Here is a 16,045-nt window from a genome sequence, read left to right as displayed (position 1 = left end):
CGTTGCCCCGTCCATCAATCGCCTGATCGTTGAGCTACGTCTGAGGTTGCGGCGCCCGGTTCCCGGTCGGGGGCCGGTGGCGCGGCCGGGGAGACGGAGGCCGTGAGGAGGGTCGCGGCGAGCGCGCCGGCACCGAGGAGGGCGGCGGCGAGCCGGCGCCGGGCCTGCTCGACGGACGGGACGCGCGGGACGCGGGGAGCACCGTGTCTAGGCATGGTCGAAGTCCTCGCTGTGGATACGGGAGGCCGGCACCCCGGCCCTGATCAGATGGGCGGTGGCGGCGCGGGCCATGGCGGGCGGCCCGCAGAGGTAGACGTCGTGGGCGGCGAGGTCCGGCACCAAGTGGCGCAGGGCGCGCGGCGCGAGGGGGTCGAAGGAGTCGTCGGATCGGCCGAGGAGGAAGTGGAGCGCGGCCTGCCGTTCGCGGGCGATGGACTCCAGCTCCTCGCGCAGGACGAGCCCGGCGGCGTCCGAGGCCCGGTAGAGGAGGGTCACGTCCCCGGGCCCGCCGGGCAGCGTCTCGAACAGGGCGCGCAGCGGGGTGATACCGACGCCTCCCGCGAGCAGCAGCACCTTGCGGCGGGTGCGGCGGTGGGCGGTGAGCGCGCCGAAGGGACCGGAGGCGAGGACCCGGACGCCGGGGCGGAGGCGACGGATACGGCGGGTGTGGTCGCCGAGCGCCTTGACGGTGATGCGCAGGGTGTCGTCGCGGACGGGCGCGGAGAGGGAGAAGGGCAGGGCGGTCGACCAGAGTCCGCGCCGCAGGAAGCGCCAGCGGAAGAACTGGCCGGGTTCGGCGCGGAGCCGGGCCACTCCCCTGCCCCGGACGAGCACCGAGACGACGCCGGGGCCCTCGTCGCGGACCTCGACGACCCGCAGCTCGTGGCGGAGGGCGGCGCGGACGGGGACGACGAGCCGGTACCAGAGGAGGAGGACGGCGACGGTGCCGTGGGCCATCGCCCAGAGCCAGCGGACGAGGAGGCTGTCGGCGATGTCGGGTCCGGCGAGCTGGTGGACGAAGCCGAGGGCGGCGGCGAGCAGCCCGCCGAGGTGGACGGCCCGCCAGGTCTCGTGCCGGACCCGGCGCCGTACGGCGCGGGCGGAGGTGACGCCGACGGCGACGAGGAGGGCGGTGCCGGCGGTGGCGGCGGCGATCGCCCCGTACGCCAGGAGGTCCCCGGTGGCGGTCACGAGGTCGGTACGGGTGTGCACGGCGTGACCGAGGAGCGCGAGGAGCGCGTGCGCGCCGATCAGGCCGAGGACGTACCGGCCGCCGAGGGCGTGCCAGCGGGCCAGCCGGTCGGCGCCGACGCCGTGCTCGACGGCCGGGACGCGGGCCATGAGCAGCAGCAGGACGAGGACGCCGTACCCGGCGAGCAGGCCGGTGAGGTGCGCGCCCGACGCGAAGAAGGCATCGAGGCGGGCGGAGGGCCGGGCCTGGACACCCCACAGGAGGGCGACGGCCCCGGCCCCGCCGAGGATCGCTGTCCGCAGCCGCTCGGGGGCGAGCCGCAGGAGCGGTACGGAGAGAGGGTGGTGGCTGGCCTCGGTGGTCACATCCGGCACCCTAGGTCTGCCCGTATACGGGAATCCGCGGCTCGGGCCCGTCGCCGGGATCCTTAAGGCGGGCTTGAGCCGAGCCTCACCGAGGATTAACCTCGCACGTCGGTGGCGGTCCGTCAGGATGGTTGGCCGGCGGGCCGGGGGGCCGAAATCCTTTCGCTGGTGGCCGCCGGGCGGTGCGTCCACCCGCTGGGCGTGCTCGCCGCCCGCTACAACAGCCACCCCGGCATCGTCTTCGTACCCATCCACGACGCCCTCGACCTGCCCCCTCACTCTCTGACCGCACCATCGGTTGCCGCCGCCGGGGCCTCACAGCGCTCGGGACCGCGGACGGAGATCAGCGTTCCGTACGGGAAACAGTCGGGATGCCGTCGGGTAACACCGGCCGCGCACGCTTCCCGGTATGAGTACACGGATCGTGGTGGTCGGGGGCGGAACGGCGGGCGCCCGGCTCGCCCAGCGCCTGCCCGTCACCCTCCTCGGCGAGGAGCCGCACGCCCCGTACAACAGGGTGCTGCTCGCCGACGTCCTCGCCGGGCGGTACGCCCCCGAGGTGATCGCCCTGCCCGGGACCCGCGAGCCGGTACGGCTCGGGGTGCGGGCGGTGCGGATCGACCGGGCGGCGCGGACGGTGGAGTGCGCGGACGGTTCGCTCGTCGGCTACGACCGCCTGGTCCTGGCCACGGGCTCCAACCCGGTGCTCCCTCCGCTGCGCGGACTGCGCGGCCGGGGCGGGGCGGAGCTGCCGGAGGGCGTCCACGCCTTCCGTACGCTCGACGACTGTCTGGCGCTGCGCGACCGGGTACGGCCCGGGACGCGGGCGGTGGTCATCGGCGGCGGACTCCTCGGAGTCTCGGCGGCTCGGGCGCTGGCGGCGCTGGGCGCGGAGGTGATGCTCACCCAGCAGGGCGAGCGCCTGATGGAACGCCAACTGGACGCGTCGGCCTCGGACCTGCTGCGCGAGCACGTCGAGTCCCTCGGGGTCGAGGTGCACACCGAGTGCCGGGTGAGCGGCCTGCGGCAGCGGGACGGCGAGGTCACGGCGGTCGAACTGGCCGACGGCTTCGTCCTCGACGCACAGGTCGTGGTCCTGGCGTGCGGGGTCCGCCCGAGGGTGGCCCTGGCGAGGGAGGCGGGGCTCGCGGTGGCGACGGGCATCGTGGTCGACGACGCGCTGCGCACGTCGGACCCGTACATCCACGCGATCGGCGACTGCGCGGAACACGGGGGCAGGGTCTACGGCCTGGCGGGCCCGGCCCTGGAACAGGCGGACGCCCTGACGGAGGTCCTGCTTTCCGAGACGTCCACGACTCCGTGTGGGCAATCGTCCCTCAGGGCGGGACGTATGCCCACAACGGGGGTGGACGCCGCCCCCGCGGAGCACACGGCCACAACGGGGGTGGGCACCGCCCCCGCGGAACACGCGCCCACAACCGGGTACACGGGGACCCGCGCCCTCACCCGCCTCACACTCGGCGGCGCCACCCCCCTCGACCTCGCCGCCTTCGGCGAAACCACCGCTCGACCCGGCGACGACGTCGTCCAGCTCACCGACGCCACCCGCCGCGCCTACCGCAAGGTCGTCGTCCGCGGTGACCGCCTCGTCGGCGGCGTCCTCCTCGGCGACCTGGCCGCCGTCGGCACGCTCGCCCGGGCCTGGGAGGGCGACGAAGCCCTCCCCGACGAGGCCCCCCTGCTCCACCTGCTCACCCACGACGGAGGCTCCTCATGACCACCCCCACCATCGTCCTGGTCGGCCACGGAATGGTCGGCCAGCGGTTCCTGGAGTCGCTCGCCGACCGCGGTGTCACCGAGCGGGCCAGGATCGTCGTCCTCTGCGAGGAGCCGCGCCCCGCCTACGACCGCGTACAGCTGACCTCGTACTTCTCCGGCAAGACCCCGGACGACCTGTCGATGGTCGAGGCGGGCTTCATGGAGAAGCACGGCATCGAGCTGTACGTGGGCGACGCGGCGGAGTCGGTGGACCGGGAGGCCCGTACGGTCACCGCCCGCTCCGGGCAGGTCTTCACGTACGACGCGCTCGTCCTCGCCACCGGCTCGTACCCCTTCGTGCCCCCGGTCCCCGGCAAGGACGCCCGCGGGTGTTTCGTCTACCGGACGATCGAGGACCTCCTCGCCATCGAGGAGTACGCGAAGACGGCGACGACCGGCGCGGTCGTCGGCGGCGGTCTGCTCGGCCTGGAGGCGGCCGGCGCGCTGAAGGGACTCGGACTCGACACCCACGTCGTGGAGTTCGCGCCGCGGCTGATGCCGGTGCAGGTCGACGAGGGCGGCGGCGCCGCCCTGCTGCGCACGATCGAGCGGATGGGTCTGACCGTCCACACGGGGACGGGCACGCAGGAGGTCGTGACGACGGACGGCTCGGTGACGGGCATGAAGCTGTCGGACGGCTCCGAACTGGCCACGGACATGGTGGTGTTCTCGGCCGGTGTACGGCCCCGGGACCAGCTGGCCCGCGACTGCGGCCTGACCGTCGGGGAGCGCGGCGGCATCGCGGTCGACGAACAGTGCCGCACCTCCGACCCTGCGGTCTTCGCGATCGGCGAGTGCGCGCTCGCCTCGGACGGGCGGGTGTACGGACTGGTGGCGCCGGGCTACGAGATGGCGCAGACGGTGGCCGCGACCCTGGCGGAGGAGGCGGGCGAGGGCGACGGCTTCACCGGCGCCGACATGTCGACGAAGCTGAAGCTGCTCGGTGTGGACGTCGCGTCCTTCGGTGACGCGCACGGCACGGCCGAGGGCTGCCTCGACGTCGTGTACTCCGACTCCCGCTCGGGCGTCTACAAGAAGCTGGTGATCTCCGGTGACGGGGTGCTGCTCGGCGGCGTCCTGGTCGGCGACGCCGAGCAGTACGGCCTGCTCCGCCCGCTCACCGGCACCGTACCGCCGGTCTCCCCCGAGCAGCTGGTCCTCCCGGCGGGCGCGGGCGCTCCGGTGGCGCTGGGGCCCTCTGCGCTGCCGGACGACGCGGTGATCTGCTCCTGCCACAACGTGACGAAGCACGCGATCGGCCAGTGCGAGTCGCTCGCCGAGGTGAAGAAGTGCACCAAGGCCGGTACCGGCTGCGGCAGTTGCGTGAAGGTGATCGAGAAGCTGCTGCCGGCGCCCAAGGACAAGGGGCTCTGCGGCTGCTTCTCGTACACCCGGAGCGAGCTGTACGAGATCGCCCGCACCCTGCGGGTGACCTCCTTCGCCGCGCTGCTCGACTCGCACGGCCGGGACGGGGCGAAGGGCGGCGAGGGCTGCGAGGTCTGCAAGCCGACCGTCGGCTCGATCCTGGCCAGCCTGGCCCCGACGATCGGCTTGGACGGCTACATCCTGGACGGCGAGCAGGCCTCCCTCCAGGACACCAACGACCACTTCCTCGCCAACATGCAGCGCAACGGCTCGTATTCGGTCGTGCCGCGCATCCCCGGCGGTGAGATCACCCCGGACAAGCTGATCGTGATCGGCGAGGTGGCCCGCGACTTCGGCCTCTACACGAAGATCACCGGCGGCCAGCGGATCGACCTGTTCGGCGCCCGGGTGGACCAGCTCCCGGCGATCTGGACCCGCCTGGTCGACGCGGGCTTCGAGTCGGGGCACGCGTACGGCAAGTCGCTGCGCACGGTGAAGTCCTGTGTCGGACAGACCTGGTGCCGCTACGGCGTGCAGGACTCGGTGAAGATGGCGATCCAGCTGGAGCTGCGCTACCGGGGCCTGCGCGCCCCGCACAAGCTCAAGTCGGCGGTCTCCGGCTGCGCCCGGGAGTGCGCCGAGGCGCAGTCGAAGGACTTCGGGATCATCGCGACGGCCAACGGCTGGAACCTGTACGTCGGCGGCAACGGCGGCGCGACCCCGCGCCACGCGGACCTGCTCGCCCAGGACCTCTCGGACGCCGAACTGATCCGCCTGATCGACCGGTTCCTGATGTTCTACATCCGGACGGCGGACCGCCTGGAGCGGACCTCGACCTGGCTGGAGCGCCTGGAGGGCGGGCTCGACCACCTCAAGGACGTGGTGGTGCACGACTCGCTCGGGCTCTGCGACGAGCTGGAGGCGCTGATGACGGCGCACGTCGCCGGCTACCAGGACGAGTGGGCCCAGACCCTGGACGACCCGGAGCGGCTGCGGCGCTTCGTCTCCTTCGTGAACGCGCCGGAGGCACCGGACCCGTCGGTCCGGTTCATGCCGGAGCGCGACCAGATCAAGCCGGATCTCACGATCCTGACGCTCGGCCCGACGAACAGCACCCTGGAAGGGGCTTCCCGATGACGACGCTCGAACTCTCCCCCTCCCCCGACTCCTGGATGACGGTCTGCGAGGAGTCCCGGCTGACCCCGGGCCGGGGCGTGGCGGCGCTGCTGCCGGACGGCCGGCAGGCGGCGGTCTTCCGGGACCGGTCGGGCCGGACGTACGCGATCGACAACCGCGACCCGTTCACGGGGGCGCAGGTGCTCTCCCGGGGGCTCGTCGGCTCGGCGGACGGACGGCCGTTCGTGGCCTCGCCGCTCCTGAAGCAGCGCTTCGACCTGGAGACGGGCCGATGCCTGGACGACGACGAGGTCACGGTGACGGTGTTCCCGGTACGCGTGAACTAGCTTGACCGATCGTTCCAGATAGTCGTACGGTCTTCTCGTGGCCAGGACCAAGGAATTCGATCCCGACGCCGCGCTCCAGGCAGCCCTTGAGCTGTTCTGGGCGCGCGGCTACGAGGCGACGACGATGTCGGACCTCGTGGCGCACCTCGGTGTCGGCCGGGCCAGCATCTACGCGACCTTCGGGAACAAGCACGAGCTGTACCTGAAGGCGATGGACCGCTACCTGGAGACCCGGGACCCGCGGCTCGTCGAGGAACTGTCCGCACCGGGACCGGCCCTGCCGGCCGTCCGCACCCTCGTCCGCCGCTTCGCCGCCGAGGCGTCGGCCGACGGCGAGCGGCTGAACGGCTGCTTCGTCACCAACTCGGCGGCGGAACTGGGGCCGCACGACACGGCGGTGGCCCGCCGGGTCGAGCTCAGCTGGGAGCAGGTCGAGACGCTCCTGTACGCGGCGCTCACCCGGGCCCGCGCCGGGGGCGAACTCCCGGACGACCGGGACCCTCGCGCCCTGGCGCGGATGCTTCTGGTGCTGCTCCAGGGGATCCGGGTGGTCGGCAAGGCGTCGAGCGACCCGGCCAGGGTGCGGGACGCGGCGGAACAGGCACTGAATCTGCTGGACTGAGCCTGCGAGACAGTGGAAAGGGCGCCCACGGGGCGCCCTTTCTTCGGGGCTCATTTTGGAACGTACGATCAAGTATGGGGGGGCGGGAATGTCATCGACGAAGGTGCGGGTGCGGGAACCCGAGGGGGTCACGGGCGACGGGAGCCGTATACGCGGAGGCTTCGCCCTCCTCGCAGCCGTGCAGATGACCCTCATCTTCACGCTCGCCTCCCTCGCCGTACCCCTCCCCCGCATCGGCGACGAATTCCGGCTCGACCGCGCCCAGTTGATCCTGCTGAGCGCCGCGTACGGCCTGACCTTCGCCGGACTGCTGCTCTTCGGCGGACGGCTCGCCGACCGCTTCGGCGGGCGCCGGACGCTGACCGCCGGGCTGCTGGTCTTCGGCACCGCCTCCGCCCTCGCGCCGCTCGCCCCCGGGTACGAGGCGCTGCTCGCCGCCCGGTTCGGGCAGGGTGTGGGCGCGGCGCTCGTCGCCCCGGCGGCGATGGCGGTGCTCCGGTCCCTGTTCCCCGGACCGGCCGCGTACGGCAGGGCGATGGCCACCTGGGGCGGCCTCTCCGTGCTGGGCGCGACGGCGGGGAACCTGCTCTCGGGGGTGATCGCGGGGGCCACGTCCTGGCGCGGCACGTTCGCGGTCCCGGTCGCGGTGACGCTGACGGCCCTGCTCCTCGCTCCGCGCCTCCTGCCCGGGACGCCACCAGGACGGAACGCACCAGGACAGAACCGTTCCCTCGACCTCCCCGGCGCGCTGCTCGCCACCGCCGGGATGACGCTCGCCAGCTTCGGGCTCGTCCTCACCGACGCCCACGCGTGGGGCTCCGCCCCGGTCCTCGCCCCTCTCTTGGCCGGGCTCGTCCTGCTGGCCGCCTTCGGGGCCGTCGAGCGACGCACCGCCGACCCTCTGCTGCCCCCGGACTTCCTGCGCGACGGCCGCCGGGTCCTGGGCCTGGCCGCGATCGGCCTCACGGCGGCCGGCACGGCCACCGTCTTCATCCTGCTCTCCCTCTCCTTCCAGCAGCAGCGCGGCTGGGACGAACTGCGGACCTCCGCCGCCTTCGTGCCCTTCGCGGTCGCCCTGCTGGGCTCGGGGCGGCTGGCGGGCCCGCTGATCGGGCGGTACGGCCCCGGGCGGGTGACCGCGGCAGGGCTCGGGACGGCCGCGGCGGGGCTCGGACTGCTCGCCGCGACCGGTTCCGACATCTCGGTGCCGTACGCGTACGGGCTGCTCCCCGGCCTGCTCCTGCTGCCGGCCGGCGGCGCCCTGTCCTTCGCGGCCGCCGCCGTCCTGGCCACCGAGGGCGTCCCGGCGCACCGGGCGGGCCTCGCGGGCGGCGTCCTGAACACGGCGATGGAGCTCGGCCCGACCGTGGTCTTCGCCGCCCTGCTCACCCTCGGCGGGGACGCGGTGTCCCTGGCGGCGGCGGCCGCCCTGTTCGCGGCACTCGCGGTCCTCACGATCCGCACCAAGTAGCACGCACAGCCCTCCGTCACACCCCTCCGTCACACCCCTCCGTCACACCCATCAGTCACACCCACACAGGAGTCGACTCACATGAACGCCGCACGCTTCACCGACCGCGTCGTCCTCGTCACCGGAGCCGGTTCCGGTCTCGGCCGCGCCATCGCGCTCGCCTTCGCCGCCGAGGGCGCGAAGGTCGTCGTCGCCGGCCGTACCGCCGAGCCCCTGGAGGGGACGGTCGGTCTGATCGAGGCGGCCGGGGGCGCCGGCACGGCCGTCACGGCCGATGTGGCCGACGCCGGGTCCGTACGGGAGCTGGTCCGGCGTACGGTCGAGATCTACGGCGGTCTCGACGTGGCCGTGAACAACGCGGGGGTCTTCCGGGGCGGCCACAGCGCCGCCGACTTCCCCCTGGACGACTGGCAAACGCTGCTCGACATCAACGTCACCGGGGTGCTGCACGCCCTCCAGGCCGAGGTGGCGCACATGCGGGCGCACGGGGGCGGGGCGATCGTGAACATCGCGTCGAACCTGGGCCCGCACGTCCGGATCCCCGGAGTCTTCGGCTACCAGGTCTCGAAGGCGGCCGTGTCGGCGCTGACCAGGGCCGCGGCCCTGGACCACATCGCCGACGGGGTCCGGATCAACGCGGTCAGCCCCGGCGCCTCGGAGTCCGCGATGTCGCTGCGGCCCGGCGAGACGGAGGCCGAGCGGGAGGTCCGGATGAAGCAGGAGTCCCCGCTGGGCCGGATCTCCTCCGCCACGGAGGTCGCGGCGGCCGTGCTGTACCTCGCGTCGGACGCGGCCGGCTCCGCCGTCGGCACGGACCTGGTGATCGACGGCGGCGTCTCCGCCTGACCGCGGGGCTCGGCATCTCCACCTGACGCGCGGGGCTCAGCCCTGGGCGGCCGCCGGGTCCATCCAGAAGACCTCCCAGTGGTGGCCGTCCAGGTCCGTGAAGGAGCGGCCGTACATGAAGTCCATGTCCATCGCCTCCTTCGCGGGGGTACCGCCGGCGGCGAGGGCGGCGTCGGCGAGCTCGTCGCACTTCTCCCGGCTCTCGGCGCTCAGGGTGACCAGGACCTCGGTGGCCTTGGTGGCGTCGGAGATCTCCTTGCCGGGGGCCATGAAGGACTTGAACTTGTCCTCTTCGAGGAGCATCGCGAAGATCGTGTCGCTGAAGACCACACAGGCGGTGGTCTCGTCGCTGAACTGCGGGTTGTGGGAGAAGCCGAGCTTCTCGAAGAAGGCCTTGCTGGCGTCGACACTCTTGACGGGCAGGTTCACGAAGATCATCTGCGGGGCCATGATGCGCTCTCTCTTCCCTTGCGGTCGCTCCGGTCGCTCCAGTCGCTCCGGCGCTTTCAAGAGGTAGGACGGGCGTCCCGCCCGTAACTCATCGTTCTCCCGAAGATTTTTTGCGCTCAGGCGGCGGAGCGCAGCTCAAGGGCCGCCAACGGTACGAATCCACCGCCCGTGCCCGTGCCCTCCGCACCGGCTCCGTTCTCCGTACCGGCCCCGTTCTCCGTACCGGCCCCGGGCTCGGCGAGCCGTCGCAGCATCGCGAGGGCGATCCGCTCGCCCTGCACCTTGGCCCGCTCGGCCAGCGGCCCGGTGTGGAGGCCGTCGACGGCGGCGCGCCAGAGCTGCACCCAGCGCCCGAAGTGGGCGGCGGTGAGGGGCCGGGCGGAGTGGAGCGCGGCGTGCGGGGCGAAGGCGTCGCGCCCGTAGTCGGCGGTACGGAAGAGGGCGCGCTCCCAGAAGTCGGTGATGCGCGGCAGGTGGACCTCCAGATCGGTCCCGGCGACCTCGGTGAAGAACGGGCCGATGAGCGGATCGGCGAAGGCTGCGGCGTAGAACCGCCGCAGCAGCACGTCGAGGTCGTCTCGGCCGCTGATGTCCCGGGTGGCGCACATACCCCCAGTGTGCCCGCCGCCACGAGGCCCTCGTAGTGCCGAAAGACCTGCCTCGACGAGCCCCCGGCCGGCCCCCGCACTCCCGACAGGGCCCCGCCTCTTCCTCTTCATCGCTTGTTGATGCACAGTCAATTCCGTACTCCTAGTTTCCGGAAGCGCGCGACCCCGTCGCCGACCGGGCTGACGGGGCGGTTCACCACCCTTCTCAGGAGTGAGACGTGGAGCGACGCAGTTTTCTGCGCGGAGCGGTCATCGGTACGTCGGCGGCGGCCTTCGGCGGCACCCTGATGCACGGCGCCGCCTACGCGGCCCCCGCGCAGCCCGGCGCCGGCCCCTACGGCGCCCTCGGCGCGGCGGACGCGAACGGCATCCTGCTGCCCGCCGGTTTCACCAGCCGGGTCATCGCCCGGTCGGGCCAGACCGTGCCCGGCACCTCGTACACCTGGCACAGCGCCCCCGACGGCGGCGCCTGCTTCGCCGACGGCACCGGCTGGATCTACGTGTCCAACTCGGAGATCAACCCGAGCGGCGGCGCGAGCGCGGTGCGGTTCAGCTCGACCGGCGCCGTCACCGGCGCGTACCGCATCCTGTCCGGCACCCGCCAGAACTGTGCCGGCGGCAAGACCCCGTGGAACACCTGGCTCTCCTGCGAGGAGGTCAGCCTCGGGTACGTCTACGAGACCGACCCGTACGGCGTGAACGCCGCCGTCCGCCGCGCCGCCATGGGCCGGTTCAAGCACGAGGCCGCCGCGGCCGACCCGGTCCGCAAGGTCGTCTACCTGACCGAGGACGAGACGAGCGGCTGCTTCTACCGCTTCGTCCCCACCACCTGGGGCGACCTCTCCGCCGGCACCCTCCAGGTGATGGTCGCGGGCACCGCCACCTCCGGCTCCTTCACCTGGCAGAACGTGCCGGACCCGGACGGCTCCCCGACCGTGACCCGCAGCCAGGTCTCGGGGTCGAAGAAGTTCAACGGCGGCGAGGGCTGCCACTACGCCAACGACACCGTCTGGTTCACCACCAAGGGCGACAACCGCCTCTGGCAGCTCAACCTCACCACCAACACCTACGAGCTGGCCTACGACGACTCGCTCGTGCCGAGCGGCGCCGCCCCGCTCACCGGTGTCGACAACGTCACGGGCTCCTCCTCCGGCGACCTGTTCATCGCCGAGGACGGCGGCAACATGGAGATCTGCGTCATCACCCCGGACGACGTCGTCGCCCCCTTCCTGCGGATCAGCGGCCAGTCCTCCTCGGAGATCTGCGGCCCGGCCTTCTCCCCCGACGGCAAGCGCCTCTACTTCTCCAGCCAGCGCGGCACGAGCGGCAGCTCCTCCGCCGGCATCACGTACGAGGTGACGGGCCCGTTCCGCGCCTGACGGGCCCCCTGCCGCCCCGTGATCCCTACGAGGTGACCGACCCGTTCCGCGCGTAGCACCGCAGATCCACCGTCCGTTGGGCGCCGCCGAGCAGGGCGGCGCCCAACGGCGTCAGTGTGTGCAGGACCGCGTTCCCGTGCCGCAGGGTCGCGATGAGCCCCGCCTCGCGCAGCACGCCCGCGTGCTGGCTCGCCGAGGCCAGCGACACCCCGGCCCGGCGGGCGAGTTCGCTCGTCGTGCCGCCGTCGCCGATGGCGTGCAGCACCGTCGAACGGGTCTGGCCGACCAGCTTGGCGAGCGAGGAGCCGCCCGGCGCGCGTACGGTCGGCGCCTCCCCGTGGGTGACGGGGTAGACGAGGACCGGCGGCAGCGCGGGGTCGCGCAGCACCACGGGGGTCCCCCGGCAGAAGTACGAGGGCTGGAGCAGCAGCCCCCGCCCGTCGAGGTGGACGTCCCGGTCGACCGGGTAGTCGGCCTCCAGGACGGGCGCGCGCCAGCGCAGCATCGGCGGCAGCGAGGCGAGGAGTTCGTCGGCGCCGCCGTCCAGGAGCGCGCGGCCGCGCCGGGCCCGGTCGGCCTCGACGCGGGCCCTGATGTGCGGCCAGTACGGCTCCACGGCCGCCCGGTGGTAGCTCCGCAGCGCCCCCACGAGCCGGTCGAAGGGCTCCGCGCCGCCGTCGGCGAGGGCGCGCAGCGAATGGGGTACGGTCCGTCCGCCGGAGCGGTCCGCGGTGAGCAGCGAGAGTTCGCCGCGGAGCCGGCCGGAGTCGGTCGCGCGGATCGCCTCAAGGCCCTCGTCGAGCCCGTGGACGCCCTCGGCGGGCGTCAGGAAGTCGGGGAAATAGCCGCGGCTGGGGACGAGCGCCGCGAGGAGCCGGGTCTCACCACCGAGCCGCATCCGGGTTTCGGAGCGCCATTCTCCGAAGACGACGGGGCCGCGCCGGTCCCTTAAACGGTGAAAGCTGAGAATCGTTTCCCACAGAACATCGGGCCGGGCGGCGGTCCGCACCCCCGCCAGGTCGTTTCCGGTGAAATGAATCCGCAGCATGAAGTCCCCACCTGTGCACTCGCAACCACCCCCGACGACGAGTATGCACAGCATCACTGCACGTTACCAGGGTGTTTCAGCCACAGTTGAAAAGCATCGCGGCAATGGGGGCGGAACCGAAAAGCTGTACGGGCCGGGCAGGAAACCTTCAGGACCGAGGGACGTGGTGAAGACCGTGGGGGGCTTTGCCCGTCCGGCGGCGGTCGGCGAGGTTGCGGCTCACCTGCCCGGCATCGGTAAAGGGCGCGGCCTCCGGGTGGGGATCCGGGGGTCGCGCCCGCCCCATTCTTTGCGGTGGGTCCTTTGCGGAGGAACGAGGAAGTTCAATGGCCAATAATTCAATCAGGCGCAATTGAACAACTACTCACATCCGCTCAACAAACAAACGACGGGACGGACACCTCCGCACAAAGGTGTCCGTCCCGTCGCTGTGATTCCGGAGCCGCCGGCGGCCGGTGAGGGTGATGAGGTGACCGACGGCGACCCCGGTCGTACCGGAGTGGTTCGGGGATTCCCGCTGCTGAACGGGGGTTCAGGAGGGCCCGACCGCCGCTCCTGACCCCCCGTTCAGCAGGACTCAGCGGCTGTCGCTGCCCTTCGACTCGGCCGCCGCGCGGCCGGCCTCCAGACGCGCCACCGGGATCCGGAAGGGCGAGCAGGACACGTAGTCCAGACCGACCTCGTGGAAGAAGTGCACCGACTCCGGGTCGCCGCCGTGCTCGCCGCAGACACCGAGCTTGATGTCGGGGCGGGTGGCGCGGCCGGCCTGGACGGCGCTGCGCACGAGCGCGCCGACACCGTCCTTGTCGATGGTCTCGAAGGGGCTGACGCCGAAGATGCCCTTCTCCAGGTACGCGGTGAAGAACGAGGCCTCCACGTCGTCGCGGGAGAAGCCCCAGACCGTCTGCGTCAGGTCGTTGGTGCCGAAGGAGAAGAACTCCGCGGCCTCGGCGATCTGACCGGCGGTCACGGCGGCGCGCGGCAGCTCGATCATCGTGCCGAGCGCGAGCTTGAGCTCGACGCCGGTGCGGGCCTGGACCTCGGCGATGACCTGCTCGGCCTCCTCGCGGACGATCTCCAGCTCCTGGACGGTGCCGACGAGCGGGATCATGATCTCGACGCGCGGGTCGCCCTTGGCGTCGATGCGCTGGGCCGCGGCCTCGGCGATCGCCCGGACCTGCATGGTGAACAGGCCGGGGATGACCAGGCCGAGGCGGACACCGCGCAGACCCAGCATCGGGTTCTGCTCGTGCAGCCGGTGCACGGCCTGGAGCAGGCGCAGGTCGTTCTCGTGCGGCTCCTTGCGGGACTCGGCGAGGGCGACGCGCACCGACAGCTCGGTGATGTCGGGCAGGAACTCGTGCAGCGGCGGGTCGAGCAGCCGGACCGTGACGGGCAGCCCGTCCATGGCCTCGAAGAGCTCGACGAAGTCGGTCTTCTGCAGCGGCAGGAGGGCTTCCAGGGCGTCGTCGCGCTCGGTGTCCGTGTCGGCCAGGATCAGCCGCTCGACGAACTGGCGGCGCTCGCCGAGGAACATGTGCTCGGTGCGGCAGAGGCCGATGCCCTGGGCGCCGAAGCGGCGGGCGCGGTTGGCGTCCTCGGCGTTGTCGGCGTTGGCGCGGACGCGCAGCCGGCGGACGCGGTCGGCGTAGGCCATGATCCGGTGCACGGCGGCGACGAGCTCGTCGGCGTCGTCGGCGCCGGCGTGCATGCGGCCCTCGAAGTACTCGACGACCGGGGACGGTACGACGGGTACCTCACCGAGGTAGACCTTGCCGGTGGAGCCGTCGATGGAGACGACGTCGCCCTCCTCGACGACCTGGCCGTCGGCCGTGGTCATCCGGCGGCGCTTGGTGTCGACCTCCAGCTCCTCGGCGCCGCAGACACAGGTCTTGCCCATGCCGCGGGCGACGACGGCGGCGTGCGAGGTCTTGCCGCCGCGGGAGGTGAGGATGCCCTCGGCGGCGATCATGCCGTCCAGGTCGTCCGGGTTGGTCTCGCGGCGGATCAGGATGACCTTCTCGCCCGAGCGGGACCACTTGACGGCGGTGTACGAGTCGAAGACGGCCTTGCCGACGGCCGCGCCCGGGGAGGCGGCGATGCCGCGCCCGATCTGCTCGACCTTCGCGTCCTCGTCGAACTTGGGGAACATCAGCTGGGCGAGCTGGGCGCCGGTGACGCGCTGGAGCGCCTCGGCCTCGTCGATCAGGCCCTGGTCCACGAGCTGCGTGGCGATGCGGAAGGCGGCACCGGCGGTGCGCTTGCCGACCCGGGTCTGGAGCATCCAGAGCTGGCCGCGCTCGATGGTGAACTCGATGTCGCAGAGATCCTTGTAGTGGGTCTCCAGCGTGTTCATGATCTCCATGAGCTGGTCGTACGACGTCTTGTCGATCGACTCGAGGTCGGCCAGCGGCACGGTGTTGCGGATACCGGCGACGACGTCCTCGCCCTGCGCGTTCTGCAGGTAGTCGCCGTAGACGCCGGCGTGGCCGGAGGCGGGGTCGCGGGTGAAGGCGACGCCGGTGCCGGAGTCCGGGCCGAGGTTGCCGAAGACCATCGAGCAGACGTTGACGGCGGTGCCGAGGTCGCCCGGAATGCGCTCCTGGCGGCGGTACAGCTTCGCGCGGTCGGTGTTCCAGGAGTTGAAGACGGCCTCGATGGCGAGGTCCATCTGCTCACGCGGGTCCTGGGGGAAGTCGCGGCCGGTCTCGGCCTTCACGATCTTCTTGAAGTGCTCGACGACCTTCTTCAGGTCGGCGGCGTCGAGGTCGGTGTCGCTGGCGACCTTCTTCGCGGCCTTCGCCTCGTCCAGCGCGTCCTCGAAGAGCTCGCCCTCGACGCCGAGGACGGTCTTGCCGAACATCTGGATGAGCCGGCGGTACGAGTCCCACGCGAAGCGCTCGTTGTCGGCCTGGGCGGCGAGACCGACGACGGACGCGTCGGAGAGGCCGATGTTGAGGACGGTGTCCATCATGCCCGGCATGGAGAACTTCGCCCCGGAGCGCACGGAGACGAGCAGCGGGTCGTCGGCCTGGCCGAGCTTCTTGCCCATCTGCTGCTCAAGGGCGTCGAGGTGGGCACTCACCTCGTCGCGGAGCTCGACCGGCTCCGAGCCACTCTCGAGGTAGACCTTGCACGCCTCGGTGGTGATCGTGAAGCCGGGGGGAACCGGCAGGCCGAGGTTGGTCATCTCGGCGAGGTTCGCGCCCTTGCCACCGAGCAGGTCCTTCAGGTCCCTGTTGCCCTCGGTGAAGTCGTAGACGAACTTCTGATCATTAATTTCCGACACGGGTCCCGACTCCTCGATGACTCGGTTGGCTGCCCTGACGGCGAGGAACATACCCAGATCGAAGGCTTCTGGGGAGGTACGCCTAGCGGTCACGTGGCCTTAACCACCCGTCCGCCAGCACTTCGAAAGTAACCGAGAAGTAGCTTCCGTTTTCAGACCCCGAAGACG

At 72.0% G+C, this 16,045-nt stretch carries 13 protein-coding genes; 7 read left to right on the top strand and 6 right to left on the bottom strand.

Annotated features, from left to right (window positions below; all coding sequences use genetic code 11):
* Positions 1 to 14: 14 nt before the first annotated feature.
* Both N5875_RS26340 and N5875_RS26335 read right to left on the bottom strand, forming a co-directional pair.
* On the bottom strand, positions 15 to 215 hold the full coding sequence (locus N5875_RS26340) for a hypothetical protein (RefSeq protein ID WP_338496522.1): 201 nt from the start codon (positions 213 to 215) through the stop codon (positions 15 to 17).
* The gene (locus N5875_RS26335; RefSeq protein WP_338496519.1) at positions 208 to 1,557 is read right to left on the bottom strand and encodes a ferric reductase-like transmembrane domain-containing protein; all 1,350 of its coding nucleotides are present in this window, start codon (positions 1,555 to 1,557) and stop codon (positions 208 to 210) included. Before N5875_RS26335 ends, N5875_RS26340 begins: the two co-directional genes overlap by 8 nt.
* Before the next feature lie 409 nt (positions 1,558 to 1,966).
* Here N5875_RS26335 and N5875_RS26330 point away from each other — a divergent pair, with 409 nt between their 5' ends.
* The 6 genes from N5875_RS26330 (at position 1,967) to N5875_RS26305 (ending at position 9,103) form a co-directional block, all read left to right on the top strand.
* Positions 1,967 to 3,295 carry an FAD-dependent oxidoreductase gene (locus N5875_RS26330; protein WP_338496517.1) on the top strand — a complete coding sequence of 443 codons (1,329 nt, stop codon included), beginning with the start codon at positions 1,967 to 1,969 and terminating at the stop codon, positions 3,293 to 3,295.
* Positions 3,292 to 5,838: a nitrite reductase large subunit NirB gene (nirB, locus tag N5875_RS26325; protein ID WP_318211095.1), complete on the top strand. Its 2,547-nt coding sequence runs from the start codon at positions 3,292 to 3,294 to the stop codon at positions 5,836 to 5,838. The genes N5875_RS26330 and nirB overlap by 4 nt, the downstream gene beginning before the upstream one ends.
* Positions 5,835 to 6,164: a nitrite reductase small subunit NirD gene (nirD, locus tag N5875_RS26320; protein WP_318211096.1), complete on the top strand. Its 330-nt coding sequence runs from the start codon at positions 5,835 to 5,837 to the stop codon at positions 6,162 to 6,164. Before nirB ends, nirD begins: the two co-directional genes overlap by 4 nt.
* A gap of 37 nt (positions 6,165 to 6,201) precedes the next feature.
* Positions 6,202 to 6,786, top strand: a complete 585-nt coding sequence (locus N5875_RS26315; protein ID WP_318211097.1) for a TetR family transcriptional regulator — start codon at positions 6,202 to 6,204, stop codon at positions 6,784 to 6,786.
* 88 nt (positions 6,787 to 6,874) lie between these two features.
* A complete protein-coding gene (locus tag N5875_RS26310; RefSeq protein WP_338496513.1) occupies positions 6,875 to 8,257 on the top strand; it encodes an MFS transporter in 1,383 nt (460 codons plus the stop codon).
* Between the two features lie 81 nt (positions 8,258 to 8,338).
* Positions 8,339 to 9,103, top strand: a complete 765-nt coding sequence (locus N5875_RS26305; RefSeq protein WP_338496511.1) for an SDR family oxidoreductase — start codon at positions 8,339 to 8,341, stop codon at positions 9,101 to 9,103.
* 36 nt (positions 9,104 to 9,139) lie between these two features.
* Here N5875_RS26305 and N5875_RS26300 read toward each other — a convergent pair whose 3' ends face one another.
* Positions 9,140 to 9,553 (bottom strand): VOC family protein, encoded by a 414-nt coding sequence (locus N5875_RS26300; RefSeq protein ID WP_318211100.1) that lies wholly within the window; start codon positions 9,551 to 9,553, stop codon positions 9,140 to 9,142.
* Positions 9,554 to 9,669: 116 nt separating this feature from the next.
* Positions 9,670 to 10,161 (bottom strand): group III truncated hemoglobin, encoded by a 492-nt coding sequence (locus N5875_RS26295; RefSeq protein WP_318211101.1) that lies wholly within the window; start codon positions 10,159 to 10,161, stop codon positions 9,670 to 9,672.
* Positions 10,162 to 10,379: 218 nt separating this feature from the next.
* Here N5875_RS26295 and N5875_RS26290 point away from each other — a divergent pair, with 218 nt between their 5' ends.
* Positions 10,380 to 11,540 carry an alkaline phosphatase PhoX gene (locus N5875_RS26290; RefSeq protein WP_338496507.1) on the top strand — a complete coding sequence of 387 codons (1,161 nt, stop codon included), beginning with the start codon at positions 10,380 to 10,382 and terminating at the stop codon, positions 11,538 to 11,540.
* Between the two features lie 25 nt (positions 11,541 to 11,565).
* Here N5875_RS26290 and N5875_RS26285 read toward each other — a convergent pair whose 3' ends face one another.
* The gene (locus N5875_RS26285) at positions 11,566 to 12,588 is read right to left on the bottom strand and encodes a helix-turn-helix domain-containing protein (protein ID WP_318211103.1); all 1,023 of its coding nucleotides are present in this window, start codon (positions 12,586 to 12,588) and stop codon (positions 11,566 to 11,568) included.
* A 577-nt stretch (positions 12,589 to 13,165) separates the two neighbouring features.
* Positions 13,166 to 15,877: a pyruvate, phosphate dikinase gene (gene ppdK / locus N5875_RS26280; protein ID WP_318211104.1), complete on the bottom strand. Its 2,712-nt coding sequence runs from the start codon at positions 15,875 to 15,877 to the stop codon at positions 13,166 to 13,168.
* Positions 15,878 to 16,045: the final 168 nt, after the last annotated feature.

The organism is Streptomyces sp. SJL17-4 (assembly GCF_036826855.1).
In the GTDB taxonomy this organism is placed as follows: Bacteria; Actinomycetota; Actinomycetes; order Streptomycetales; family Streptomycetaceae; genus Streptomyces.
Note: the sequence above shows the minus strand (reverse complement) of the source record. Positions and strands in the feature narration are given on the sequence as shown.